Raw genomic sequence first — 23,135 nt, 5'->3', positions numbered from 1 at the left:
AAGCGGTAAGTATAAAAGCATTGCTGGCACCAAGGGCTAGGAATGCCGCTAGCGATTGAAGCAGTGAACCTGACTAAAGTCTTCGGGAGCTTTAAGGCAGTGGACAACATCACACTGAAGGTAGAGGAGGGCGTCATCTTCGGGCTGCTGGGGCCGAACGGTGCGGGCAAGTCGACAACCATCAGGATGATCCTCGGCCTACTGAAGCCCACCTCCGGGTACATCAGGGTGTTCGGGATCGACGTGGAGAAGGATAGGGCGAGCGTGCTACGGATTACGGGTTACATGCCGCAGCACTTCAGCTTGTATGAGGATCTGACGGTGGAGGAGAACATGCGCCTCTACGCCTCGCTTTTCGGATTGAAGGGGAGGGAAGCCGAGGAGCGGATAGCGGAGCTACTGGACGAGTTCATGCTCCGCGAGTTCAAGGGAAGGCTCGCCGGAAAGTTGAGCGGAGGCATGAAGCAGCGCCTCGCTCTAGCCGTCGCGCTGATACACCGCCCGAAGCTCCTCGTCGTAGACGAACCTACAGCTGGCGTCGACCCCCCGCTCCGCAGGTACTTCTGGGAGAAGTTCAGGGAGCTTAAGAGGAGCGGTGTTACGATCCTCGTCACCACCCACTACATGGATGAGGCTGAGAACTGCGACCGCATAGCCCTTATGAGCAGAGGCCGGGTGGCTGCCGAAGGGTCTCCGCTCGAGATTAAGCGTCTCGCATACGGCGGAGACCTCATCGAGTTCGTGGTCGAAGGTGACCCTCGCCCCACGCTCAACGGGTTGACCGCGAGGGTGGTGGAGTTCGAAGGAGACGGGGCTTACAGCAGGCTTCGCCTGCTGGTTCCGGACGCGTCGGAAGCGCTGATCCCGATCACCCGCACGCTCGAGGCACGGGGAGTAAGGGTTGTTCGCGCCTACCCTGTCCCCGTGAGCCTCGAGGACGCCTTCATCCGGTTGACGGCTAGCGGAGGGGTGGGCTAGGGATGGGCGCCCTACTCGCCCTAGTAGTGAAGGACATCAAGCAGCTGCTGCGGGACCCGCGCTCGCTGATGATGGTCCTATTCATGCCCTTAGCCGTCATGGCGATGTTCGTCGCGGGTTACGGTGAGGAGAGGTCGGAGGTGCCTATTGTGATCGTGAACCTGGATCGGGGGACTGTCTCCTGGCAGCTCATCGAGCTGCTCCGCTCGAGCGGCTCCTTCAAGATCGTCGCCGTGGCTCCGACGATCGAGGCGGGTACAGAGCTGGTCCGTAAGGGTGAGGCCTACGCGGCCCTCGTGATCCCGGAGGACTTTAGCTCTAGCGTGCTGAGCGGGCGTAGCACGAGGATAGTCACTATACTTGATGCCGCTTACGCCACGATATCGGAGCTCGTCTGGCAGGCGGCCGTCGTCATGGTTCAATCATTCATGAAGACCGCAGCCGAGATGTACGGGACCTTCAACATCGAGGTTGTGCGGCAGACTGTGTACGGGCCGAGGGTCAGCTCGGTGGACACATTCACGTCGACCATAATGGGCGTCCTCCTGCACCTCGTACCGATGAGCCTCATCGCCGTCTCGATCAGCAGGGAGAGGGAGAGGAGGACCTTCGAGCAGCTGATCATGGCCCCCGTCTCAGGCTGGCAGATCGTCGTCGGGAAGTTCATCGCTTACGCGCTCGTGACAATAACCGACATGGTGGCTACCTTCGGCTTCGCGGTCTACGTGCTGGGGGTCAAGGTGCGGGGCCCCATATCCGCGCTCATCATCGTGTCGCTCCTGCTCCTCAGCTGCTCCCTCAGCCTCGGGCTCCTGATATCGGCGATCTCGAGGAACCAGCTGCAGGCCTACCAGGCAGCGATCTTCTTCTTCATCCCCTCAATGCTCTTCTCCGGCTTCTTCATGCCAGTCGAAATGCTCTCCCCTGCCGTCCGAACAGCGAGCAGAGTGCTCCCCCTCTACTACTTCCTCAGGGCCTTCAGGAACGTCCAGCTGCGCGGCTGGGGGCTACCGGACGTGGCTCAGGATTGCGCGGCCCTCCTAGCCCTGACGCTAGCCTTCCTCGCGCTGGCCATTAGGCTTCTCAGGCTGAGGGTGGACTAGCATGCAGGCGCGAATCCTGCTCTTAGCCCTGCTCTTCGCCTCGATCCCGTTGGTAGCGTACGCGGAGCCCAGCTTCGAGCTCGTGGACTCCTACTGGGTCGTTGGTCCCGCTCCCAACGTAACCAGCTTGCTGAGGGTGATCGTTAGGTACTCGGGGGCTAGCCGCTCAGTGAACCTGAACGCCTCGCTCAGAATAGCGGGCATCGGAGGGCAGAGCCTGGAGAGCAGCGCTAGCTACACGGGCTACCTGCCGCAGGGCTCAACGATCAACCTCGATTTCAACCTCACCCTACCCGAGGGGCCCTACGCCTCCTACTATCCGGCCACGCTAACCCTAACCGTTGATGGCTCAACGCAGGTCATGGGCTTCCAGGTGGGCTTCGGCGGTCGACCAAGCTTCAGGGTGTCAGCAAGCCCGCAGACTCTAAAGAAGGGGGAGAGCAACCAGGTTCTCCTGAGCGTCGAGCTGGGTGACGCACCGGCGAGGAACGTGGAGATCCGCGTAACTCCGGCTAGCGCCTTCGTCACGGTCATCGGAGGCTCGCTGAGCAGGCAGGGTCTCGTGGGGGTCGGCGAGCGCCTGCAGGTTCCGCTAGCAGTGCAGGTGGACAGCGCGGCTGGCGACAGCGTCGCACTCACGGTGACGGTCTCCTACGAGGACTTCTCCAGAGCACCGGGAACTCTGACGACCACCGTGGGCTTTCAAGCGGTCAGAGGTAAGGGGTCTCCCAGCCTCTCCTGCTACTTATCGCCCAGCAGAGTGCCGTCGGGCCAGAGAGTCAACGTCGCGCTCGTAGTCTCAAACGTTGGCGCTACTGCGGCTAGAGACGTGAGGGTCTCCATCACCAGCCTCTCGCCCGGCGTCGCCCTCCTCTCCGGCGCATCCGCCTACCTGGGCGACCTTAACCCGGGGGGAAGCAAGGTCGTGGGCTTAACGCTGAGGGCCGATCGAACCGCCGTCGGCGTCGCCCAGCTGCAGGTTTCAATCTCCTACTACGACGAGTACGGCGACGCTAGGGTCAGCACAGTCAGCGTCGGCTTCGAAGTCGCACGCTCTCCCCAACCCGTTCTATCCGCAGAGCTCCTCAACTCGAGCCTGCCCTACGGCGTTAACGCGCTCCTAGCTGCTAAAGTCGTCAACATAGGGGGCGCGAGGGCGCTCGACGTGCTGGTCGACGCCGTGCCGGGCGGTGGGTTGTACGTGATCTCCCAGACCAGGTTCAGGATCGAATCGGTTGAACCGGGGAGGGCTGTCGTCGTCCCCCTCCTCGTCAGAGTGGAGACCGTGGCAGACTCAGTGACAGCCACCTTCAGGCTGCGCTACTACGACGAGTACGGGTACGAGTACAACGACTTGGTCCAAGTCTCCCTGAACGTGACGAGGAGGGGGCCGCTGCTGAGCTTGGAGGTGCTCAACAGGACGCTGCACCCGAACAGGGTCAACCGGCTGCTACTGAGGGTGGTCAACACCGGGTCGGCCAGAGCGGTCAACGCGAGCGTGGCTCTCACGTCCCAGAACCTTGAGATCGGCGCCGTCATAGGCCCCTCAACCCTCAGGCTCGACGCCCTTGAGCCGGGGGGGTCCGCGCTCCTCCCATTCGAGGTGTTCATCCAGCCGAGGATCTACGGGGCACTGCAGCTGCTCGCCGCTGTAACGTACAGCGGGGACGACGGAATGCTACGCAGAGACCTGTACACGCTGGGCTTCGAGGTGAGGGGCGATTGGGAGCTGAGCGTCGCTGCAGCGGTCACAATGCCCCCCGTCGTGTTCCCGGGCGACAGCCTGGTTCAGCTGATTGTCACGCTGGTCAACTCGGGCGACTACATGGCGAGGGACGTTGATGTCAAGTTCGTGGGGAACGAGTGGGTTAAGCCGGTTTCCGCCGGGGCTGCTGAAGCCTACCTACCCTACCTTCCGGTCGGCCAGACAGTTACTCTCACCTTCCTAGTCGGTGTGGACGAGCGGGCGCCGATCGGCAACCACAGGCTGGCGATCGAGGCTTCCGGGCGGCTGCTCTACTTCACCATGACCGTGCTCGAGAAGGCCTCCTTCGCCGTCAGGAACGCCTCAAGCCTCAACGTGGTGCGCGGAGGAAGAGGCTACAAGCTGGTGTACGAGGTTGAGAACCTCTCCAACTCAACGGCCGAGGACGTGAGAGTTGAGGTGTTCTCACCCTTCATCACGGGTACGACGAGCGTGTACCTGGGCACCCTATGGGCCGGTGAGCGGAAGCTGGCGATATTTGAGGTGAACGTGGATCCTGCAGCCCCTCTCGGTCAACTACCCATCGACGTGAAGGTCAGCTGGACTCAGCAGCAGAGGAGCCTATCCCAGTACTCAAGGAGCTACATCGTGGTCGAGAAGCCGGCTGAGCCCAACCTCCTGATCGTTACATCCGTTGCGCTCCTGGCCTTAGCGCTCCTAGCCTACTACAAGCGGAGCACCATCGCCAGGCTGGTCAGAACCACCATCGGATCGGGTAGCAGAGGTTAAAACTACACCCCTAAATCTTCTGCTCGTGCACAGGCTGTCGCTGGGGAGGTCGCTGTACCTCATCGTGATCGGCCCCGCAGGCAGCGGAAAGACTACTCTCACGGCGGCCTTTGGGAGGTGGATTGAGGAGAACCAGGGCTTCCGGGTGGCCTATGTAAACCTGGATCCGGGGGCCGACCAGCTGCCGTACAAGCCGGACGTCGATGTGAGGGAGTGGGTGACGGTGAGCCAACTGATGAGGGAGAAGGGGCTGGGCCCCAACGGTGCACTCATAGCCAGCATGGAGGAGGTTTACGCGAGGAGAAGCGATTTGATGAGGGAGATCGCCAACCTGGAGGCTGAGATCGTCATCGTTGATACGCCTGGCCAGATGGAGCTCTTCCTCTTCCACGAGGCTGGCCCCGCGATCTCAAGGGAGCTGGCGAAGCTGGGAGCAGCCAGTGCGGTGATGCTCTTCGACTCGAGCCTCGCCGCTAAGCCGTCCCACTTTGTCACGCTGAAGCTGATGTCCATGGTCGCGCAGCTCCGCCTGGAAGTCCCTACCGTCGCGGTGCTGAGCAAGGGTGATTTAGGGGTAGCGTCTCTCGCCATCGCTTGGGCTAGGGATCCCGAAGCGCTCCTCGCTGAACTGAAGCTCGAGCCCGGCGTTGTCTCAGAGCTGTCCAGTAGGCTGGTCGAAGTACTCAACGAGTTCCGGCTCGCAGCTAGAGTCCCGATCGTTTCCGCAACCACGGGCGAAGGCTTCCGAGAGCTCTACGACCTACTCCACGAGATCTGGTGCGCCTGCGGTGACGTCACTTAAGGTGAATGTTTCCTTACTATAGGTGCCGCTGGGAGAATAGCTTCAACCAGACAAGCCTTAATAGGTTAGTAAACTGCATTAATCTTCGGCTGGTACATGCGCTCGTACAGCAATGAGCCTGAATCCGTGAGAACCGGGACCATAAGAGCGATCAGCGATTTTCTAGCTCGCAACGGATTTAAAGTGGTTGCCGACTACACGGTTGACGGTTTGAGCGGGTACAAACACCATTTCCACCTTTACGCACAGCGGGGTGAAATAAGGATCCTAATCGATGTGCCAAGGGACGTCTTCGAGCTACTGGCTTCGCTGGCTAAGCGCATAGATGTGCGAGGTTTCGACTTCCTCATAGTAGTTGAAAAGAGGCTTGTACAAGATATTCTTCCAGAGGTTGCAGTCCCGGAGGGAGAGGTGTTAGAGAGGGCCACGTTCATCGTATTCGATGGAATCGAGGACATGCTCAACAGGCTACAACACTATCTAACTGCTAAAGCGAGTCAGGGGGAGTAGGGGCTTCGCTGCCTCGATCGCGGAACACCCGCTTCGGTGCTAGTAGGCTTCGAGATACGTAGCTGTGGGTACCCTACGCTTTAACGTGTTACCATTTCCATGGCGCCTAGCAGGAAGAGGTCCTCCTGAAGGCCCTCCTCGATGTTCTTGAGGCTGGTGCTCAACCTGATCACCTTCGTGCGGCCGTAACGGCCGAGGCTGACGACCCTCGCGTTGACGATCCCGCTCATGTCGAGCTCGTTGATGATGTCGCTCACCCTCCTCTGGGTGACAGGGTCGATGCCGAGCAGCTTCGTGATCTCCAAGTACTTGTTGTAGATCATGCCCGTCGTGATGTTCCTCGCCCCCTCTTTCTCGAGCAGGTAGACGGCGAGCAGCACCAGCTTGACGTGGAGGGGCATCGACTTGATCACGTCGACCGTTACGTTCTTCTCGATCTCCCTCTGCGCCTGGCGCACATGGTCCGCAGTAACCTTGCTAGCCCCCTCGCGCTCCGCGATGTCGGCTGCTTTAAGCAGTAGGTCCAGAGCTAGCCTCGCGTCCCCGTTCTGCTTCGCCGCGATGGCCGCGCAGAGGGGTATGACTTCTGGCATCAAAACCCCCTCGTAGAACGCCTCGGCAGCGCGCTGCCTGAGAATGTCCTCCAGCTCCTTGGCAGAGTACGGTGGGAAGACGAGCTCCTCCTCCCCCAAGCTGCTCTTGACGCGTGCGTCGAGGAACTCAGTGAACTTCAAGTCGTTCGTGATGCCTATGAGGGAGAGCTTGGAGGAGGAGAGCTGCTCGTTGATGCGGGTTAGGAAGTAGAGCACGTCGTCGCCGCTCTTCTTGACGAGGTGGTCGATCTCGTCGAGGACCACCACCATGATCCTCGACCTGCGGTCCAGGACGGTCATGAACCGCTTGTAAACCTCGCTCGTGGAAAGCCCGGTGAAGGGGATCCTCGTGCCCAGGTTCCTCGCCAGCTCAGCCATCACCCTGTAGCTGGTATCGTTCTGCCGGCAGTTTACGTAGGCGAAGAGAACCCGATCCTGCGCCCTCTCCTCCAGCTTCCTCAAGACGTACTTCGCAACAGCCGTCTTACCCGTGCCCGTGAGGCCGTAGATGAAGACGTTCGAGGGTCTTGAGCCAGCTAAAGCTGGGGCAAGGATCTTCGCCAGCTGCAGGATCTGGTTAGACCTGTGGGGGAGCTCGCTGGGCACGTAGTCGGGCAGCAGCTTATCGCGATCCTTGAAGATCTTAGACTCGATCATGAACCGGTCGAAGAGCTCGTCCAGCGTACTCGGCTCCACGAGATGCATGGGAGACTTAGGTAAGAATAGGGAGGCGCTCGCCATAGAAGGTAGCATTCGGGTAAGGCGTACGTATCACGGGGCAGTTTCGCGCTAACTCCGCAAAAGTAAAAAAGCCTCTCACGAGCTCACAGTGAGCGCCGGGGTGGCCGAGTGGTCCAAGGCGGTGGGCTCGAGACCGCTGAACCGCAGCAAGCCTGGTGAGCCACCCACTGCCCCTTCGGGGGCGCCCGGGTTCGAATCCCGGCCCCGGCGCCACTTCACCACAGTTTTCCCTGAGCGGGCGGGCTACTAACTGGGGTGCATCTCCGAGTAGTCTAGCTGCACGTATAAGGGTGCGTGCCGCTTCCAGTCCGGCTTAGCTCCGAGCGCGGATAGCACCGTCTCGGCAGCCCTAGAGAGAAGCTCAGAGGCGTACTCTGCATCGTAGCGCTTCTCGCTGGGGCTCCAGGGTCTTACGCGCCGGAGCGGGTTGGGGTGCCGGGTGTTAACGGGGACGTAGCGGACGGTAGCCCCCTCTACCACCCTCCCGGCTAGCACGGCTGCGGCCAGGTGCGCTGGAGTGGTCTTATACTCCCGCTTGCGCAGCACCCTCTCGATGACCAGGTCGGCCGGCTCAAGCTCGCCCCTCCTAGCCTTCGCCACGTACTCACAGGCCAGCCGGATCGCGGCTTCGAGATTCGCGTAAACCCCCTCTAGGCTCTCCGCCCGGAAGAGCGTGGCCACCAGCTCCCTCTGCAGCCTCTTGGCTGCAGGAGGCGTGTCGCGCCTGGCCGCTTCGACACCCTTGAAGACCAGCTCTCCCTCCAGGGTGACTCCAAAGTACCTCTTTAGAGGCGCGCCCGGTAGGCTCCTAGCCGCTGGGAACGCGATGAACTTGTAGATTCGCTCGAGCTTCACGGGGAGGCCCGTCAGCGCCGCCAGCTCCCCAGCCAGCTCCGCGTACTCGGACGGTTTCGCGCCGGACTTCTGGACGAAGACGCTATCCGTGTCCCCGTACACGACCCGGTATCCCCTGCTTTCCACGTGCTCGTAGACTCTGATCAGGGTCTCCCTGGCCAACCTGTTGATCCACTCAAAGGTCAGCGGGTTGCCCAAACGGTTCCTGCTGTTACCGCTGTAGCCGTAGCAGGAGACGAGCAGCATCTTCAACTCCCTCTGCCGCAGCTCCGCGTGCAGCCGATCCCCGCCCGATAGCTGATCCCTCAACCTCTTGAGCATGAGCCTCCTGCGGAGCACCGGCTCAACGACGTCCACCAGGAGACCCCTCGGCTCCGGCGCGACACTCTCGTGGGTGACAGTCTCGTAGCTGATATTGTGCTTGACAATCAAGCCCGGGAACATGGATTCGAAGTCCAGCTCAGCCACGTTCTCGTAGACGCCGACGATCGGCCTCTTGATCAACCCGCCCTTATCCCGCGCGTGGAGCAAGTTAGCGGGGCGAAGGACGAAGTTCCCGTTACCCCTCTTCGGCACCGCGTAACCCCTACTGAGCAGAAGGTAGGTCTGCCTTGCCTCCACCAGCAGCCCATAGCTCGTACCGGCGGCCAGCGTGGGGGGTAGACCGGAGAACCAGCACCGCTCCTCCAACCCCTCCAGCCCAACCTGTTCCAGCACGCCTTCACTGACAAGGATCCGGCCGCCCATAAGGCTCCCCCTACCCAGCTTGAAGCCTTCCCACGCGCGCAGGAGGCGGGACGCGATCCCGGCTAACTCTCCCACGCTGACGTTGGAAGAGATAACGTCGGGATCGAAGCTCTCAACCAGCTCCGCCAACCCCTTAGCCACCCTAGCGTCGCCGCCCTTTAATCGCCGAACCCTCCCTTCGAGCCCCGCCAGTACCTTCAACCCCGCGGTGCTCTCGCGCACCTTGAGGGAGAGAACGGTTAGGGGTAGGGGCTCAAACCGGGCCTCACAATCCTCGAGCTGCGGTGTCAACGCTAGGAGCCGCCGGGAGGCTAGAAGCTTCTGCTCGCTCCTCACGTCCACGTCGTACAGGGTGATGCCGCTCTGCTCCAGGAGAAGCCTGGCCTTAGCGAGCGCTCTCACGGAGCTATGCTCCACCCTTGTGAGCTCCGCTTCACCGCTCGGGAAGAGCTTCCTGCTCACACGCTCCAGCTCGAAGCCCGCCTCCAGCAGTGTTTGTGCGAGGCTTGAATCCAGATCCATCATGGCCAGGAAGTAGGGCTTGAACTCCGCCCCCTCCACCTCGACTCCTCCATCGAAATCCTTGAACCAGAGCTTAGCGCGGTCCCCGCTCACTTCAACCTCGAGCAGGAAGCGCGCCGCACCCGCCACCCTCAACCCCCTCCAACCTGCGCAAACGCTCCTCAAGCTCTGTAAGCTGGGCCTGCAGGTCGAGGATCGAGACGAGCAGCATCATCACCAGCGCGTGCGGGTACGAGCAGTTCGACACTGCGGCGTACTCCTCAACCCAGGCGCGCGAAACCCTCTGGTAAGCCACCCTCCTCTCCCGGGAGAGAAGGGGGAGCATCTCCGCCTCAATGCTCCTCAAGACTTCCGCGAGCTTCTCCCTCAGGCTGGGCACCGCCCTACCCACTAGAACCACCCCTCCACGTCCGCCAGTATGGGGCCAGTGCACCTGGCGTACGCAACAGCCGGGGTGCCCACAGGCCCCTTCTCCACCACCAGCCGAGCGAAGCCCCTCTTCGCCTTCTCCACTCTAACGATCGTGGCGCAGAAGTGCCTCAGGAAGTGGGGGCCATCCGGTCGGGGCAGCTGCGATCTCGAGGCGGGCCCGGTGAAGAGGGCGAGCGCCGCTCCGCGGGCCAACAGCCCCCGCAGCCCGCCCAGGAAGCGCTGGAGCTCCCCGTACCTGTGGGGCTCGTAGAGGTCGGTGAGGTGGAGGACGGCTGCTAGACCGACTTCCGGCGCTTGAGCGGCGAGCCAACCCCCGAGAGCGGCCAGCTGCTCGCGGCTGTAAGCGTTAGCGACGAGGATCCTGCCTAGGCAGTCCAGCGGGTCGCCGCCGAAAGCCGACACGGCTTCAGCCAGGTCGAAGGTGCTGAGGGATCTACCCCTGTGGTAGTCTCTCGCCGTCAACACGAGGACCCGCTCGGAGACGGCGGCTGCGCCGACGATCGTGTTGAACAAGCGCGAGAGCGCAGGTTCAAGCCCGTAGAACAGGTGCGCGGCTCCGCCCACGAGCCCGCCCGTTAAGCGGTCGAGGTCGCGCAAGCCCGTGCTTAAACGCTTCAGGCGGACGTCTTCCGCCTTAACTAACGTGAGCTTACTGCTCACGGAAACCTTCTACTAATTCGCCTAAATATTACGGATTGTGAGTTTGGGGGGAGGGGCAACCTTAGAAAACTTTAAAAGATTTACGTTCATGAGCGAGAGCTGCCTGGAAAACTCTCTGCCGAACTACCGCGCGAGGTTCAGCGCGCTGCCGCTAGAGCACCTTCGCCACCAGGTTCGCTACCTTCTCCAGGAACTCCCTATCCTCCTCCGTGAAGGGAGCCAGCTGGTGCGAATCGATGTCGAGCTCTCCGATGAACTTCCCCTCCCTGAAGATTGGGACGACGATCTCCGACTTCACGAGGGGACTGCACGCTAGGTAGTTAGTCTCCTTCGACACGTCCTGGACGATGATCGTCTTGAGCTCAACTGCTGCGCGGCCGCAGACGCCCCTCCCAAAGGGGATTCTGACGTGCTCGGTTGGTTCACCGACGAAGGGCCCCAGCACCAGCTCGTTACCCTTAGCCTCGTCAACGAGGTAGAAGCCGACCCAATCGTAGTAATCCACGCTGCTGGCTAAAAGCTCGCAGACCCTCTTCAGCTTCTCCTCCCTCTCGAGGCTTGAGTCCACTACGGCTTCTATCTCCCTAAGCAGCCTGTCGAATACATCCCTTTTCCGCACGAGGTGGTCCAGCGAGCAGGACCAAAAAGCATTTCTGAAGTTGATGCTCACGCTGACTCGCGCCGCTGAGTAAGCCGTGCCAACCAGGTTTTGTTCATTGCCGGAGCAGAACACCTTTTTAGCCGAAAATTCCTTGAAGGAATCTTAATTAGTAGCGTGTGCAAATTCAAGGAGATTTAAAGCTCGGTCACGCGTAGTGGCGTTTTATAAGAATACTATTTGATTTAATTTATGTACATTCTGACCATTTTATACTCTTTTTCTGATAATTTCATTGCTTTTACACGATAGGTTTTTAACCAGAAGAGGGGGGAGCCTTCGCTAAGGTGCTCGACGCATGGCTTCACTTAGAAGGGCGCTGGGACTCGGCTACGCCACTCTGTTCGGGATCGGCTTGATCTTGGGCGCTGGGAACTACGTGCTGGTAGGTAGAGCTATCGGGTTGGTCGGAGACGCTGGGTGGGTGAGCGCGGCCCTGGCGGGCGTCATCGCCCTTACTGTGGCCTTCTCTTACGCGGAGTTGGCGGGGATGTTTCCGTACGATTCGAGCGTGTACAGGTACGTAGTGGAAGCTTTCCCCAGGTTTAAGCTGCTAGCTTTCCTGGCGGGTTGGTTTCTGTTCTTTGGTGCTGCAGCTGGAGCGTCTACAGACGCGATCGGTTTCTCAAACCACGTCGCCCAGCTCACGGGTAGAAGCGATCTTGTGCTGCCGGTCGCGCTGTTGCTGCTCGCTTCCCTTACGGTGCTGAACTGGTGGGGTATTGAAGAGTCGGCGCTTTTTGCCGCAATCCTTACTCTCGTAGAGCTCTTTGGGCTCGGCTTAGTCGTTGTGGCTGGAGCCCTCTGGCCCACGAGGAGCGCGAACTACGCATCATTTAACCCAACCGTCAACCCCTTGGGGGCGATCATGGCGGGAGCCGCGATTCTATACTTCGCCTGCTCGGGTTTCGAGCTGCAGCCGACCTTATGCGAGGAAACTCGGGACGCTGAGAGGAACGTGCCAAAGGCGATCGTGCTTTCCGTTGCCATAGTGGCTGGCGTGACGGTAGCCCTCAGTCTCTCCCTGGTGCGGTTGATGAGCTGGGAGGAGGTGGGTGCGAGCAGGGCGCCGCTGGTCGACGCTGCGGCTCGAGCAATCCCTCAAGCCGCGCAGCTCTTGATGCTCATCGCGCTCAGCGCCACCGCTAACAGCGCGCTGGGCTACATGGTCGCCGCATCAAGGCTCCTCTACGGCTTATCCCTGGAGGAGGTCACCTGGAGGAAGCTCGGCTCCGTGTGCAGGTGGAGGCGCACCCCCCACTACAGCGTAGCCCTGTCCGGGCTGATGGCCATCGCGATCGTGGCACTCAACGAGCTGTTGCCCGCTGCAACCGGCTGGCGCCCCAAGATCAACGGTTTCGAGTACCAGTTGATCGACCTGGTTGGCAAGACAGCGAGCCTAGCCATGCTGCTAGCATCGCTGCTCGTGAACTTCTCCCTCATCGCTCTTAGGCTGAAAGCCCCCCACCTTCAGAGGCACTACAGGACGCCGTTAAACGTGGGCTCCCTACCACTGCTACCTCTCGCCTCCAGCGGGCTGATAGCAGCGTTCATCATCGCCGGCTTTAATGACTGGGCTGTCTGGCTCAGCACTGCTCTAGTTACAGCCCTCGGCTTGCTGCTGTACAGGGGGGCTGACAGGCGCGTAGCTCCACGTTCGTGTGCAGGACAACCGTTTTAGCAGGCCGCTCCACCGCAATGTGTGGCCTCGTGGAATCCTGTCACTGGCTGCCTCCACAACTGCGTCTACTGCTGGGCGCGCAGACTAGCTACAACCAGGTTGAGGAAGCACCCACATTACGCTGAAAACAGGTTTAAGCCGGCACTCAACGAGCGGGCCTTCTCCAGGCGCTTCAGGCCGGAGGAGTGGGTTTTCGTGAGCGACATGGGGGACCTGTGGGGGAGCTGGGTTCCTCGCGACTGGATCCTCAGGGTGCTAGATGTAGCCGCTAGACACAGGGAGACCACCTTCTTCTTCCTGACGAAGAACCCCTCCCGCTACCTTGAGTTCATCACCGCCATGCCGGAGAACGTAGAGCTCGGCGCGACGATTGAAACCTGCACCGATGATGGCTACGAGAGGGTTTCGGCCGCCCCTAAGCCCAGCGAGAGGTTGAGGGTGATGGCTGAGCTCGAGTGGCCGAGGAAGGTTATCGTTATCGAACCCGTCCTTGACTTCGAGCTGGACGAGTTCGTGTCAGCCCTTAGGGAAGTTAGGCCAGCGGAGGTCTATATCGGCTACGATAACTACGGCAACAGGCTCCCTGAGCCGCCGCTCTCGAAGGTCAAGCTGCTGATCGAGAAGCTCAGCAGCTTCACAAAGGTTCATGCTAAGACGCTTAGGGCCGCGTGGTATGAGTAGCAGCGGGCTTCCTCAAGGCCGAAACCGGGTTGTAGGATCTCTCAGGTGCCGGTTGACTTATTAAAGCCGAAGAAAACGGCGTGTCAAGGTTGCTGTGACTTCTATCCATCGCTGTTCGGATAGGTCAAGGCGCCCGCGTAGGACGTTGATCATGAGCTGGTACCTTCTAAAGGCTTCGCGCGCGCACCTCGTCTTGGCGGTAGCCCTATTCGTATTCGGTCTACCTACCGCCCTTTCGGTTTTCACCTCAGAGCGTCCTGCGGCTAGATCCATCCCCTTCATCGTGACGAAGGAGCAGGCGGAGAAATACCTCAGCGCGGCTCTGTCAGTCTCGCTGCTGCTGTACGTGACGCTCAAGAGTAGGACGAGGTTCGTTGCGATCACGAGAGAGGCTGACCGCGAAATCCTGCTGACGTGCCCGGTTTCGCTCAGCGAGTACTTCGCCGCTCAAACGATTTACAGCACGTTGACGACTTTCGCCTACAGCGTATACTGGATCAACATCGCGTACACCGTGAATTCAGGCAACCTGGCTAAAGCCCTGTACCTCCCCCTCCTCATAACACTCGTGGCAGCCGCGACGAACCTCCTATTCAGAAACCTGGAGTTCATCCTCCTGCACAGCGATTGCCAGAAGCCGCTTACCGCAGCGTTGGTCTACCTCGCCCTCTCTGTACTGCACTCGATGGCCCTGATGGAGCCATCCCCACTGCTCACCCTCCCCACCGGGTGGGTTGCCCGCCCAATCGTGCTGTGCTTCACGATAACCGAGCCTTTCGAGCAGGTCTTGATCGAAAGCGCGCCCATATACGTGGTCACAGTCCTCCTATTGCTTGCTCAAGCGAGAGCCGTGAGACTAGTGCACCCCGAGCACTTAAAGCTCCCAGTCGAGGCATCCACGCAGCCCGAAGAGGAGGAAGCTGGGCAGCCTCTCTACGGTAAACCCGACGCAGTCATCTACGGGCTAGTGCTCTGGAAACCTCTGCTATCTAAACGCCACGCGGTGGCACTGTTCATAGGCTTGGCAGCATCAATCCTCGCGGGGAACATTTTACGCATGCTCCTGCGAGCAGGTGACGGTTTAAGCATGCTTCCTCTCTTCGTGGCCGTTCTATCCGGCGTGTTGTTCCCCATCGTATCCGCTATGGCGGTTTCCACGATCCAGTTTCACATAGCGCCAATCTGGGTTTACCGAGTTTACGGGGGAAGCTTCAAGGCCATCGTGAACGCGTTGCTGCTTAGACTCACAATCTATATGCTAGAGCTGTCAGCTTGCCTGGCGCTCTTCAACCTCTTCCTAACCGGGAAGTACGAGTACCTGCTTGTGCCGATAGCCGCGCTACCCGCTGCAGAAGGGTCGGCGGCTGCGATCCTCCTCGCGGTAGCCTACCTTCTTCCAAGGAGGAGGCTGGTCAGACACGTCGAGAGGTTGACAACGTTGGAGGAGAGCGTACTCCTTATCATAATGGGTGGAGCGACAGTTTTTGCAGTACCCCTTATGATCTTCGTGGTACTTCTGGGGTCGGGCGCCCCGTGGCTACCCGTATTCTCAGCCGTATCCTTAGCGCTCGCGGCTTTGATGCACTACCTGTCCGTCGAATTAATCTCAGAAATCCTAAGAACGAGGGATATCGCCTCCTAGCCGCTTAAAGCGTGAACCGGGTATAGGGAGCAACGGTGTGGACCTCCTTCTCCCCAAGAATGCAACTGCAGCTGCCTCAGTATCGATGGTCGATTTCCCTCACAATTCCGTCGTGATGGTCGTCAAACCGCTGACGCATGACAGTTCCCATGCTTTCACAATAGAATATCCTATCTGGGCCGCTCGGGTTCTATCAGCCTCTATCCCGCTGAAACATTGTGGACGGTTTTGAGTGTTGACCAGAGCGATAAGTCGGATCGAACACCTTCGATCCAGAACAATTATGCATCCCTTACCTCAGCTTCACCAACAGGCAATAGAAGCCCGTCGGTGCAATCTGCACCTCCTAACCGGGCGGTACTCAGGCTGTGCTACCGCAGAACCCCTTGTACCTCAACGTGTAGAGGAGAAGTCTCATGGAGTCGAACTCTTCGGGATCTTAACCTGCGAAAGTGACTGCCGGGGCCAGTTAACTCATTGTCCGCTTCAGTAGACTTGTGAGACGAGCCGGTAGAACGCCTCCGCCTCTCGGCTCGAAGATCCGGCTGATACCGGGTGGGGTCCAGTGCTCGATGGGGTCCTCGCCCCTGATGATGCGCTCGCACAGCATGTACGCGCCATAGGCGGAGTTGTTCGAGTAGTGCGTTCTCACGATCTTCCGCGCCGAGAAGTCGGCGAGCAGCTGGAGGAAGACGTTGGACTGGGTTAACCCGCCGTCCGCGAACACTTCCGGGATCTCAACGTGCGACGCTCTCTGCAGGTGGTTCATCGCGAGGGAGCAGCAGGCTGCTATACCCTCGAGCACCCCCCTGATCAAGTCCTCCCTCGTCGTGTCGCTTGAGAGGTTCGCGAGAACCGCCCTGGCGTCCGGTTTCATGAAGGGCGTCCCCAAACCCTCGAGAGCCGGTACGAAGATCACGCCGCTGCGCCCCTTGGTCGCCGCCTCGTCGAGTTCGGAGTAGTCCTTCAGCACGCCGATCCTCAGCAGCCACTCGATCGCGGAGCCCGCGGTGGTTACGAACCCCTCGAGGAGGTAGAGTGCATTCTTCCTCGTCGTGAGGGCGACCATCGGGTAGATCCCCCTGGCCGCGGGAGGCGGTCGCGCCCCAACGTTTACGTCGATAAAGGCTCCCGTGCCGCAAGTGATCTTCGCCGCGCCCTTTCTGACGCCCGCAACGTAGAGCGATGCCTGCTGGTCGGCGATGATGGTCAAAAGGGGGGCGTTGAGGTGGCTCACCCTTCCGATGGGTGTGTCGTTAGTGACGATGCGGGGTAGGCACTGCTGTGGGATCTCGAGCAACTTGAGGAGTGTGACGCTCCACCTCATCGCGTATGGGTCGAATAGACCGGTTGCGCTAGCGTTCGTGTAGTCCGTGACGTGCTCCCCCGTGAGGTTCCACGCAACCCACGAGTCCATCGTACCGAAGACCGCTGCCCCCCGCTCCAGCGCGGATCGAGCGCCCTCCACGTTGTCCATGATCCAGCGCAAGTGCATCGATGAGTGGGTCGTGCCGAAGGACGCGTGGGCCAGGGTGATCAGGTAGGCCCCGCGCCTCGTGAACTTCAACGGCCTCACGATCGTGGACAACGCCTCGGCGGCTCTCCCAACGCACCTGCCGAGCGCGACAAGCCCCTTCCTCGAGTACTCCCTCACCAGCTGTATCGTGCGGGTGTCCTGCCACGTGATGATGTTGCACAACGGCTCCCCCGTCTCCCTGTACCAAACCGCCGTGCTGCTCCTCTGATTCGTGATCCCAAGAGCCTTCGGTGTGCCGAGCTTCGAGACGATCGCGTCAGACACCCTGTAGACGGCCCTCACGACCTGCATCGGGTCCAGCTCAGCCCAGCCCGGCTGAGGGTGAAGCGTGGTAAGCTTCTCCTCCGCGCTTTCGAGGAGCTTCCCGCCGGAGAAGGCGCAGGCTTTAACGTTCGTCGTCCCGACGTCCAATATCAGGAAGTACTCCATCGCTCCTCACGCTCCATTGAAGTCTCGGCTATAATGTCTGCACCTGTGCCAGCAACGTTCCCAACGATCACGCTCCCCCTCTCCACTGGGGCTTCCACCACCAAGCCGCGTACAGCTTCGATCACCCCCCTGATCCTCTCCCTCGGAACGGGCTTGGAAGTCCTCACGGGCAGCCTCGGGTACCTGCCACCCCGGATTCGAACAGTCGTGCAGACGACCCTCATCGGATTGACAACCTCCTCCCTCACGTGCTCCAGCCCGATGTTGCAGCCGTAACCTCTAGCATCCTTCACCCTACCCCCCTCGATGGTGACGTCGATTACGCAGCCCTTCGGGCACCTGACGCACACCACTCTACTCGACATCCACCCGCACCCCGCCCGGCGAACGCTCGACCAGCTCTCGGGGGATCTCGAGCCTCTCCAGCAGGGAGGGGCGCACAAACCTGCGCCGAGTCGAGAGAAGCTCCAACCCTCCCTCCCCTATCATGGAGATCCTCGCGTTCTCCTTCTCGACCGAAGGCCTGAAGAAGGCGACTATAGTGCCCCCATCGCTCCACTCAACCCGGTGCGGGATCAGCAGCCTGACGCTTGAGCCGGGGGCCAGTGGGATCGGTTTCTCCCTCCTCCGCTCACCGCTCAGATGCTTACACACTCCTTCCGCTGCTAGGAACGCTGTTTCCACCGCGTCGTCGACGTAGTCGAACACTGTCACGAGGTTGCCGACCGCGAAGACCCCCCTGAGCGTAGTCTCGAAGAACTCGTTCACGACGGGACCCCTGCTCCTGGGATCGATTTGAGCGCCCAGCTCCTCTAGCTGGGAGGTGTTGGGGACGAGGCCGACGGAGAAGACGATGGTGTCGCAGGGGTAGAACTCCTCCGTCCCCTCGATTGGCCTCCACCGCTCGTCCACCCTCACGAGGATGGCACCCCTCACCCTCTCCCTGCCCACTATCGCCTTCACGGTGGTCCTCGGCCTGAAGGGTATGCCGAAGTCGAGGACGCACTGCTGCACGTTCCTGGGCAGCCCAGCGAACCAGGGCTCGGGGAAAACGATCATTACCTCCTCGGCGCCCTCAAGGTAGAGGTGGCGAGCGACGATCATCCCCACGTCACCACCGCCGACTATCAGAACCCTCTTTCCGGGTAGGATGCCGTACAGGTTCACGAGCCGCTGCACCATCCCCGCCGTGTAAACGCCTGAGGGGCGGGTCCCGCCAACCCTTATCTCGAAGGGAGTCCTCTCCCTGCAGCCTGTAGCGTAGACCAGCGCCCTACAGCTGAACTCGAGGAGCCCCCTCGGGCTCACAGCCCTCAGAGACCAGGCGCCACCCTCTTGCTGAACCCTCGTGACAAAGGTGCGCGTGTAGCTTTCAACTCCGAGCTCCTGGAGCCGATCAACGAACTTCGCCGCGAACTCCGGGCCCGAGAGCGCTTCACCGAAGAGCTTAGTCCCGAAGCCGTCGTGAATGCACTGCAGCAGGATCCCGCCCAGCTCGCCTTCCAGCTCGACGATCGCCACGCTGCAACCCTTTTCGGCCAGCCTCGTAGCAGCCGCTAGACCCGAGGGGCCGCCGCCCACGACGATGACGTCCCGCTTGACACGCATCACCACGCCTCACCCCTCACGTAGCCGTCGAAGAGGGGGGCCTCCTCCTTCAACAGCTCGGTCATCGGAACTCCCAGTTCCCTGGCGAGCACTTCGGCTACTCTGAGCAAGCACCTGCTGCCCTGGCACTCACCCATACCGGCTCTCGTCCTCCTCTTCACCGCGTCGAGCGTGCGGGCACCCCTTCTCACTGCCTCGACCACCTCAGCCTCGGATACCATCTCGCACTCGCAGAGCACGTTCCCCCACCTCGGGTCGCTCCTCACCCTCTCCTCGATCTCCTCCTCGCTCATTTCCCTCAGGGACGGGATCGGCTCCCTGTAGGGGTTGAAGTCGGGTTTCTCCCGGAGCTCCAACCCCATCTCCTTCAGCTTCTTTACTGCGTACTCAGCGATGGCGGGAGCAGCGGCGAGCCCGGGCGATTGGATGCCAGCCACGTGAAGCAGGTTGCGAACCCACTTCGCCGGCCTGATGATGAAGTCCTCGTTGAAAGTGGCAGCTCTCACACCGGCGAAGTACCTGATCACCCGGTCTTTCGGGAACTCGCTCAGGATCGTGGAGTACTTGCTCAGGATCAGGTCCACCTCCTCGCTGCTCACCGATGTATCCTCCTTGTCGGGCACCTCCACCGCTGTAGGCCCCCACATCACGTTGCCGTGGATAGTAGGGTTAATCCCGCCGCCCTTCGTCAGTGGGTGTGGCGGGAGGATGATCTCGGCTAAGCAGTGGTTGACGTACCGGCTGGTGCACCGGTGGAAGAGCACGATGACCCCCTTCCTCGGGTGGATGGTGAACTCGGGGCTCCCGGCGAGCTCGGCTATCTCGTCAGCGTAGAGGCCGGCAGCGTTAACCACGTACCTGCAGAGGAAGGTTCCGCGATTGGTCACAACCCCCTTAACCGCATCCCCCTCCCTGACGAAGCCGACAACCTCCGTGCTCGTGTGTATCTCGACGCCGTTCGCAGCGGCGTTCTCGGCGAGGGCGATGGCCACCTCGTAGGGATCGACGATGCCGGTCCAGGGGACGTACACTGCAGCGAGAGCGTCTCGCGCCGCGTACGGCTCCATCTCGAAGAGCTTCCGACCGCGCACCACCTTTAACCCTGAAACCCCGTTAATCAACCCCTTGAGAACGACGATGTAGGGGAGCACGTACTTGAGGATGAGCGTGTAGAGGGGGCCGGGGATGTACTTCTTGTACTTCGCCAGCGTCCTCGGCGTTATCAGCCACAGGCTTCCAACTCTCTTGTACTTGAAGCGCAGCTCCTGAGCCCACTTCTCGTACATTCTGCAGCCCTCAACGTTTAGCTTCCGCTTGAGAGTGCCCCGCGGCGGCTCGACCCCAGCGTGAATCATGCCGTTGTTAGCCTTTGTCGTCCCAGCCCCCACGTCTGGAGCTTTCTCGAGGAGCGCGATCTTCAGTTGGTACTTTGACAGGCTCCGTGCTATCGCAGCTCCCACGACGCCTCCGCCCACGATTACAACGTCGTAGCTGCCCACCACCTTGTCCTTGTTCTCCTCGAAGATCTTCCTGCGCCTCTCCTCCCTCTTTTTCGCTTCCTCCTCCGGGTAGCCGTCCCACACGATCCTGTTTACAACGCCCTCAACCCCCCTGATCCTGCCGACCTCGAGCCCGATCCGAACCCACTCCTCGTGGCTGTTAACCCTCCCGTAGAGGAAGACGATCCCGTCCCTGATCTCGAAGGACAGGTTGTAGCCCCGGTACTTCTCCAGCACTGCTCGGATCTTGCGCTCAACCCCCACGCTCACCACCCAGTAGGCTAACGGCAAGCTCAGCGACGTCGAGGACCCTTCCACCATTCCGGGTGAAAGCCAGCTTGCAGGCTGGGCAGGCGGTCACCACGGTTTCCGCCGCCTCCTTGAGCTCGCCCAACCGCTCCCTAGCAATGGAATCGGCCAACTCTCTGTGGGAGAAGGGCAGCGTCCCACCGTAACCGCAGCAGAAGGTCTCATCCCCCCTCCTCCTTGGATCCACGACGCTGACCCCCAAGCGCACGAGGAGCTCCCTCAGGAGGTTGGGCTTGCCCAGGGCGTAAACGAGCTTGCAAGGGTCATGGTATGTGATTCTTAGGCTGGTACCTTTACCCGGGAACTGCTGTTGCTCCGCCAGGAGCTCGGCGACGTGTAGCACGCGCGGTGGCACTCTCAAGCCCAGACTGGGGTAGAGGTTGCGGAGGGCGTGAACGCAGGAGGGGCACGAAGCAACCACGAGGCGCGGTTCAGCGGATTCGAGGGCCTCAGCTAGCCTCGCGGCTAAACGCTTGAACAGCCTTTCGTCTCCCGCGTAGTAGGCTGGGGCGCCACAGCAGACCCCTTCAAGGGGCTGTGCGTTGAAGCCGAGGAGCTCGAGCAGCCGGAGCGCGCTCTCGGCTAGCTCTGGCAAGTGCTCCGTGGTCACACAGCCGGGGAAGTACACGACGCCACCCCCGCTCGGCCGCGCTTGGCTTCTCGGCTCACCGTACGGGTACCCGTGCTCGCTCAAGTTCGAGAGTAGTGCTTGGACGCCCCTTGGGGCTTTTCCCTCCTCGATGCTCCTACCCCTGAGCGGCCTCAAGAGCTCATCGACCGAGAAGCTGAAGTAGCACCACCTTCTGCAAGCTTCGCAGGAGAGGCACGCGTAGATCGCCTCTGCAACGTCACGATCGAGGTCGACGTAACCCCTCTCCACGAGCATGCCCAGCCTCGCCTTCCCCGAAGGCGACGTCGTCTCCCTCCCATCGACTATGCTCACGGGGCAGGCGTGCCTGCACATGTTGGGGCAGAGGGCGCACTTCACCAGGTCGCTGGCGCCGCGGAGCTCGCCCATGATGTACCTGTAGACGAGCGGGCTGAAGATGAGCTTCCTCAGCCCAACCTCCTCGAGAAGCCAGCTCCACCTGCCCGGCATCTAAGCACCCCACCCCGGGTTCATTACACCCCTAGGGTCGAGCGCTGCCTTGACCCTCGCCAGAACAGCGTAGCCGCCGCCAAGCGCGTCCCTCAGCCACGGCCTCCTCTGCCTACCGATGCCGTGGTGGTGGCTGATCGCACCCCCGCACTCGAGGGTGGCCCGCATCGCCGCATCCCAAACCCTGTTGTAGAACTCCGTCGGATCCCCCCTCGGTACACCGGCGAAGGTGAAGTAGAGGCAAGCTCCCTGCAGGTAGAAGTGGGATGCGTGGGCTGAGACGAAGAGCACTCCATCCACACTCCCCACGGCCTCCTTGAACCGGTGGTAGAGCTCGACAACTCGGCTCCACGGGGCTGCCACCTCGATAGTGTCGAAGACCACGCCCAGAGGGGCGAACTCGGGGGCCTCCCTAACGTCGAAGCGGGTTCTCAACCAGTGCCTCACAGGTTCCTCCCCCAGAGGCTTACCCCCCATCTCGCGCTCGAGGATCCCTGCCTCAGCTCTGACGACCTCGGAGGAGCCCTCGAGGATGACGATGGTTAGCACCTTCCCGTATGCTTCCTCGAACGCGTAGAAGTGCCTCTTCGTCTCGATCCTATCGTACACCCTCACGACGGCCGGTTTAGCGCCCCTCGCCAGAACCCTCCTCACGGCTTGCAGGGCCTCTTCGAAGCTCTCGTGCACGAAGGACTGGAGGATTCTCTCCTCCGGGTAGGGCTGCACCCTCAGCCAGACCCTAGTGATGATCCCGAGTGCCCCCTCGCTCCCGATGAATAACCTCATGAGGTCCGGCCCCGTCGAGCTCCTCGGGTGGGGTGGGAACCTGGCGATCTCGCCTGTCGGTAGAACGACCTCTAGGCCTAGCACCATGTCCTCAATCCCCCCGTACTTTGTGCTGAACTGCCCCGTCGCCTTCGTCGCCACCCATCCTCCCACCGTGGAGGGGTAGAGGGACTGGGGGATCTGCCCTAGCGTCAAGCCCCTGTGGTTCAGGTAGCTCTCCAGGTAGTAGCCGTTGACGCCCGCTTCAGCTTCCACGATGAAGTCCTCCTCGTAGAGTCGGATGCTGCGCATCCTCTTCAAGTCGACCACAACACCCCCCATCTCGGGCACAGCTCCTCCGAGAACTCCGGATCCCCCTCCGTAGGGGTACACGGGGATGCCCAAGCTGCTGGCTGCGCTCACGACGAGTGCCACTTCCTCCGTGCTCTCGGGCCACACGACAGCATCCGGCAGCGAAGGGACCTCACCCTTCAAGAGCCAGTGGAGGCTGATCGGCCAGTAGTCCCTGCTGTAGGAGACGAGGTCGGAGAATCTTGTCGAGCAGCGTTCGCCCAGAACGGGTTTCACCCTCTCGATGAAGGCTGACACCCTTTCAGCCGGAACACCCTCTCTCCGCAGCCTCTGGGTCAGCCTAAAGCTCACGGTCTTCGCCGCAGACCTCTCCCATAAAATCCTGCTTTCCAAAAAATCTTAACCGAAGTTGGGTGCTCGGTGAAAAACCTTGGCTCTCCTGGCTCGAGGGCGTAAAACACCTTGGCTGCGCAAACGT

General features: G+C 60.9%; 19 protein-coding genes and 1 tRNA gene. 9 read left to right on the top strand and 11 right to left on the bottom strand.

Annotated elements, in window-relative coordinates; translation table 11 throughout:
* Window positions 1-42 precede the first annotated feature (42 nt).
* From QXF46_03905 to QXF46_03885, 5 genes are all read left to right on the top strand, one after another.
* Window positions 43-978: an ABC transporter ATP-binding protein gene (locus QXF46_03905; GenBank protein MEM0225995.1), complete on the top strand. Its 936-nt coding sequence runs from the start codon at window positions 43-45 to the stop codon at window positions 976-978.
* Window positions 979-980: 2 nt separating this feature from the next.
* Complete coding sequence (locus QXF46_03900; protein MEM0225994.1) at window positions 981-2,081, top strand: ABC transporter permease; 1,101 nt, start codon at window positions 981-983, stop codon at window positions 2,079-2,081.
* A 1-nt stretch (window position 2,082) separates the two neighbouring features.
* A complete protein-coding gene (locus QXF46_03895) occupies window positions 2,083-4,575 on the top strand; it encodes a hypothetical protein (protein MEM0225993.1) in 2,493 nt (830 codons plus the stop codon).
* A 25-nt stretch (window positions 4,576-4,600) separates the two neighbouring features.
* A complete protein-coding gene (locus tag QXF46_03890; GenBank protein MEM0225992.1) occupies window positions 4,601-5,377 on the top strand; it encodes an ATP/GTP-binding protein in 777 nt (258 codons plus the stop codon).
* Between the two features lie 183 nt (window positions 5,378-5,560).
* Window positions 5,561-5,887 (top strand): hypothetical protein, encoded by a 327-nt coding sequence (locus tag QXF46_03885; GenBank protein MEM0225991.1) that lies wholly within the window; start codon window positions 5,561-5,563, stop codon window positions 5,885-5,887.
* Between the two features lie 80 nt (window positions 5,888-5,967).
* Here the strand turns inward: QXF46_03885 and QXF46_03880 are convergent, their stop codons facing one another.
* Entirely contained in the window at window positions 5,968-7,176 is a 1,209-nt protein-coding gene (locus tag QXF46_03880) for an ORC1-type DNA replication protein (protein MEM0225990.1), read from the bottom strand.
* A gap of 139 nt (window positions 7,177-7,315) precedes the next feature.
* Between QXF46_03880 and QXF46_03875 the strand changes: the two genes are divergently transcribed.
* Window positions 7,316-7,434, top strand: a tRNA-Ser gene (locus QXF46_03875).
* A 33-nt stretch (window positions 7,435-7,467) separates the two neighbouring features.
* On the opposite strand, the gene QXF46_03870 is transcribed toward QXF46_03875, so the two are convergent.
* From QXF46_03870 to QXF46_03855, 4 genes are all read right to left on the bottom strand, one after another.
* A complete protein-coding gene (locus QXF46_03870) occupies window positions 7,468-9,474 on the bottom strand; it encodes a DNA polymerase domain-containing protein (GenBank protein ID MEM0225989.1) in 2,007 nt (668 codons plus the stop codon).
* On the bottom strand, window positions 9,440-9,736 hold the full coding sequence (locus tag QXF46_03865; protein MEM0225988.1) for a hypothetical protein: 297 nt from the start codon (window positions 9,734-9,736) through the stop codon (window positions 9,440-9,442). The genes QXF46_03870 and QXF46_03865 overlap by 35 nt, the downstream gene beginning before the upstream one ends.
* Window positions 9,736-10,437: a hypothetical protein gene (locus QXF46_03860; protein MEM0225987.1), complete on the bottom strand. Its 702-nt coding sequence runs from the start codon at window positions 10,435-10,437 to the stop codon at window positions 9,736-9,738. The genes QXF46_03865 and QXF46_03860 overlap by 1 nt, the downstream gene beginning before the upstream one ends.
* Before the next feature lie 151 nt (window positions 10,438-10,588).
* On the bottom strand, window positions 10,589-11,056 hold the full coding sequence (locus tag QXF46_03855; protein ID MEM0225986.1) for a GAF domain-containing protein: 468 nt from the start codon (window positions 11,054-11,056) through the stop codon (window positions 10,589-10,591).
* A gap of 337 nt (window positions 11,057-11,393) precedes the next feature.
* On the opposite strand from QXF46_03855, the gene QXF46_03850 reads away from it, so the two are divergent.
* The 3 genes from QXF46_03850 to QXF46_03840 all read left to right on the top strand — a co-directional run bounded on the left by QXF46_03850 (window position 11,394) and on the right by QXF46_03840 (window position 15,099).
* Window positions 11,394-12,776: an APC family permease gene (locus tag QXF46_03850; protein ID MEM0225985.1), complete on the top strand. Its 1,383-nt coding sequence runs from the start codon at window positions 11,394-11,396 to the stop codon at window positions 12,774-12,776.
* Between the two features lie 21 nt (window positions 12,777-12,797).
* Complete coding sequence (locus tag QXF46_03845) at window positions 12,798-13,457, top strand: DUF5131 family protein (protein MEM0225984.1); 660 nt, start codon at window positions 12,798-12,800, stop codon at window positions 13,455-13,457.
* Window positions 13,458-13,608: 151 nt separating this feature from the next.
* Window positions 13,609-15,099 carry a hypothetical protein gene (locus tag QXF46_03840; GenBank protein MEM0225983.1) on the top strand — a complete coding sequence of 497 codons (1,491 nt, stop codon included), beginning with the start codon at window positions 13,609-13,611 and terminating at the stop codon, window positions 15,097-15,099.
* A gap of 469 nt (window positions 15,100-15,568) precedes the next feature.
* Here QXF46_03840 and QXF46_03835 read toward each other — a convergent pair whose 3' ends face one another.
* Genes QXF46_03835 through QXF46_03810 form a run of 6 tightly spaced genes read right to left on the bottom strand, consistent with a single transcriptional unit; the run spans window position 15,569 to window position 23,008 of the window.
* Entirely contained in the window at window positions 15,569-17,065 is a 1,497-nt protein-coding gene (locus tag QXF46_03835) for an FGGY family carbohydrate kinase (protein ID MEM0225982.1), read from the bottom strand.
* Window positions 17,050-17,430: a DUF1667 domain-containing protein gene (locus QXF46_03830; protein ID MEM0225981.1), complete on the bottom strand. Its 381-nt coding sequence runs from the start codon at window positions 17,428-17,430 to the stop codon at window positions 17,050-17,052. The genes QXF46_03835 and QXF46_03830 overlap by 16 nt, the downstream gene beginning before the upstream one ends.
* A complete protein-coding gene (locus QXF46_03825) occupies window positions 17,420-18,673 on the bottom strand; it encodes an NAD(P)/FAD-dependent oxidoreductase (GenBank protein ID MEM0225980.1) in 1,254 nt (417 codons plus the stop codon). Before QXF46_03825 ends, QXF46_03830 begins: the two co-directional genes overlap by 11 nt.
* A complete protein-coding gene (locus QXF46_03820; GenBank protein MEM0225979.1) occupies window positions 18,673-20,436 on the bottom strand; it encodes an FAD-dependent oxidoreductase in 1,764 nt (587 codons plus the stop codon). Before QXF46_03820 ends, QXF46_03825 begins: the two co-directional genes overlap by 1 nt.
* Complete coding sequence (locus QXF46_03815; GenBank protein MEM0225978.1) at window positions 20,426-21,580, bottom strand: (Fe-S)-binding protein; 1,155 nt, start codon at window positions 21,578-21,580, stop codon at window positions 20,426-20,428. The genes QXF46_03820 and QXF46_03815 overlap by 11 nt, the downstream gene beginning before the upstream one ends.
* Window positions 21,581-23,008 (bottom strand): FAD-binding oxidoreductase, encoded by a 1,428-nt coding sequence (locus QXF46_03810; GenBank protein ID MEM0225977.1) that lies wholly within the window; start codon window positions 23,006-23,008, stop codon window positions 21,581-21,583. It abuts the gene before it with no gap.
* Window positions 23,009-23,135 lie beyond the last annotated feature (127 nt).

The sequence above is a fragment of the Thermofilaceae archaeon genome, assembly GCA_038731975.1.
Lineage (GTDB): Archaea > Thermoproteota > Thermoprotei > Thermofilales > Thermofilaceae > JANXEW01.
This window is presented reverse-complemented; position numbering and strand designations above follow the sequence as displayed.